A 2,761-nucleotide genomic window follows, 5' to 3' on the forward strand; every position below is an offset into this window, starting at 1 on the left:
GAACACGGAAGTCAAGCCTCCTATCGCCGATGGTACCTGGCCTACGGGTCCGGGAGAGTAGGTCGCCGCTGGATTCACGGGCCCCCCGAGGAAAACCTCGGGGGGCCCTTTCTTTTATGTCCATTGCCGTCGCGCCGGGGCGTCGACGCGGGCATCGCCCGCCGTACATGGGCGCGGCATCGGCCCACCGCACCAGCCGTCGCCAGGCGCAGGCCATAAGCTGTCGCAGGAGGCTTACCGGGAAAGGCGTACCCTGTCGGCGGCCTTTCCGCCTGTCCCCGGGTTTGCGGGGCCTGCCCGACGAATACCCTTCAAAAAAGTGTTTTTGTTTTTATCTTTATGTCTATGAAACGAGCTTTTACGCGAAAAGATTTTATTATCACTATTGTTATCTTGGTTGTATTTTGTGCGATTACTTTGCCTAAAGTTTTGGGACTTACTTCTGGTTCTCCTGAAAGGCAAGATATGGTTTACGCCAGGAGCGCACAGAAATTGGCTGTCTTGAAGTTCAAGGAAGTTGAGCAGCATGACGGGGAGGTCCTTTACTATTACGATGCCTCTCGCGTAAAGGTTCTTGATGCTGCAAATCGTCGCGATGCAGCGAAGTTGTCCAGTATTTGACCTTATGGTTCTTCTACAAGGATGGATTATGACGGTAGCCGTACTGGTGCTGTCGGGGTTCCTGATGGTAAATTCCTTAAGATCCAGATGGATTCCACCGGAAAGATTCTGGGAATGTTCTGGGTGAAGGAGGCCGAGGTAGGAGAAGCTAATGAGAATGCCCCTGCTGAAGATTAGGGTCAGGATGTCTTAGGGGCATTGCAAAAAACGCGGGATTGTTTCCCGCGTTTGCTTTTTTAGGTGTTATGGTGGATAAGACGAATAACCGTGTGAAGCCTGCTTGGGGTTATTCCCCATGAGTGATTGCCCTAGCGGGCTGCGTTGCGGCTTGCCTGCTGGATTTGCTGGATGTCTTTGTCGTTGAGAGCGTAGGCGTATTTTTCTAGGCGCTGCTCCATGAAGGTCATTTGCTTTACCAGCTTGTTTTTTTCGTTTGCCAGGCGTTTGTATTCCGGATTGCGCATCAGGGGATTTTCTTCTTGATTCGTATTTGCCATTTTTTCTTCCTTTTTTTGCCTTACGATACTTTTATCGTTTTGAAATTTTGAAGTGTCGAGTGGAAGTGAAAAAAATCTAGATTTCTCCGTTTTACTATACCAATGCATTTGCGGCATCTGTAAAGCCGCCTTTGGATAGCGATGGCTGTTACGCTATTTCTACTGCAGATGAACTTTATGGATTCAGTAGAATGTAAGTTTAGGAAATGGAATACCGTTGGTTAGGATTACTGAATTCCATTTCCGATTTGTATGTAAAAGATCCATATTTTGCAGGACCTTAATCCCGGGGTGTACTTTATTTCATCAAGGATGGGACGAAATATCAGACAAGGAAACTGCAGTTGAAATAAGTCCGGATTTTTTTTACCCGAACGAGAAAAAGGCAAGTCTCACGACCTGCCTTTTTTCAATTCATTCGTAGTAAACCGTTGCGTAAATCCTAGATCTTCCAGAGGGAAGGGATGGGGCTGGTGCTATCGTAGATGTCGTCGGCTTCGCGCATGGTAATGGACTTACTCTTGAGAGGAAGCATGCGGCGGGCGTCATCGTTGGCGGCCTTGCTGTAGGCTCCTGCCTTCTTGAACCAGCGGAGGGCTACGTTGTACATCTTGGCGCGTTCCAGGATCTTGCCGATGGCGGCGATGGCGTTACCGTAGGCTTCGCTGTCGTCTCCGGAAAACTTGAAATAGGCATCCAGTTCGCTTTCCCAGAAATCCAGTTCCTGGTAGCAGGGGAGCACTACAGATTCGCTGATGGTAACGGCGTCCATGTTGCCGGCCTTTGCGTTGGCGGCGATGGCGACGATGGCTTCTGCAAGTTCCTTGCGGCCGGTCTTCTTTGCGATTTCGAGCCAGGGGGCGATAAAGCGTGTGACGCCGTGGAAGGATTGCATGCGGGCGAGAGCTGCATCGGCATCGGCGAGGCCTGCGTCCTTGGCTTTCTTGTACCAGCCGGCAGCCTTGGCGTGGTTGCCGGCCTCTTCGCACTTTTTGCCGAAGTCGTTGGCCATGTTGCCGGATTCGGCGGCGGCGATTGCGGAGAGATCTTCTGCGCTGCTGCCGTCTTCATCCAGTTCGCCGGCGGAGAGGTACATCTCGTAGGCGGTTTCCAGCAGGTTGGCGCGGACGAAGTATGTGGCCAGTGCCAGTGCCAGCTTGCGGGTATAGGGCGGAGTCTGGAGGGCGTATTCCTGCCAGTCGGCGGCTTCGCCTGCAGGGATTTCAGCTACGGATTCGGTGCCGGCGGCAATAGTTGCGGCATGACCCTTGGCCTGTGCAATCTTTTCAAGAGCCTTGCGGCCTACTGCTGAAGTGCTGTCATCCACAGAGGAACCGACAATCAGTTCAAGCAGAGCCTGTGCAATCTTGAAATGACCTTGATTCTTTGCCATGACTAGGCGGCTATAATAGCTTGGGATGACTGCTGCGTCAAGATTCATAATGCCCTCGGTAAGTTTTTATAGTTTGCAGTTCTTTTCCTGCGAACTCATAAATAGAAATTATTTGTTGGCGGTTTTCGGGCATTTTTTGGGGATATCGCCATTTTTATGACCTTCCCTAAAAAAGGTTGACACTTTTGGGGTGTTTTTACTGACCGAGTTGACAGTTTCACTGATATGGTTTACACCTTTCCCTCGGTAT

General features: G+C 50.8%; 4 protein-coding genes. 2 read left to right on the plus strand and 2 right to left on the minus strand.

Annotated elements, in window-relative coordinates; genetic code table 11:
- Window positions 1-465 precede the first annotated feature (465 nt).
- Both BUB38_RS16525 and BUB38_RS16530 read left to right on the plus strand, forming a co-directional pair.
- Complete coding sequence (locus tag BUB38_RS16525; RefSeq protein ID WP_158236520.1) at window positions 466-621, plus strand: hypothetical protein; 156 nt, start codon at window positions 466-468, stop codon at window positions 619-621.
- A 21-nt stretch (window positions 622-642) separates the two neighbouring features.
- Window positions 643-798 carry a hypothetical protein gene (locus BUB38_RS16530; RefSeq protein ID WP_158236521.1) on the plus strand — a complete coding sequence of 52 codons (156 nt, stop codon included), beginning with the start codon at window positions 643-645 and terminating at the stop codon, window positions 796-798.
- Window positions 799-929: 131 nt separating this feature from the next.
- Here the strand turns inward: BUB38_RS16530 and BUB38_RS15535 are convergent, their stop codons facing one another.
- A complete protein-coding gene (locus tag BUB38_RS15535; RefSeq protein WP_073161638.1) occupies window positions 930-1,118 on the minus strand; it encodes a hypothetical protein in 189 nt (62 codons plus the stop codon).
- A 442-nt stretch (window positions 1,119-1,560) separates the two neighbouring features.
- Window positions 1,561-2,559: a hypothetical protein gene (locus BUB38_RS15540; RefSeq protein WP_073161639.1), complete on the minus strand. Its 999-nt coding sequence runs from the start codon at window positions 2,557-2,559 to the stop codon at window positions 1,561-1,563.
- Between the last annotated feature and the right edge of the window lie 202 nt (window positions 2,560-2,761).

The organism is Fibrobacter sp. UWH5 (assembly GCF_900142505.1).
Classification (GTDB): Bacteria; Fibrobacterota; Fibrobacteria; order Fibrobacterales; family Fibrobacteraceae; genus Fibrobacter.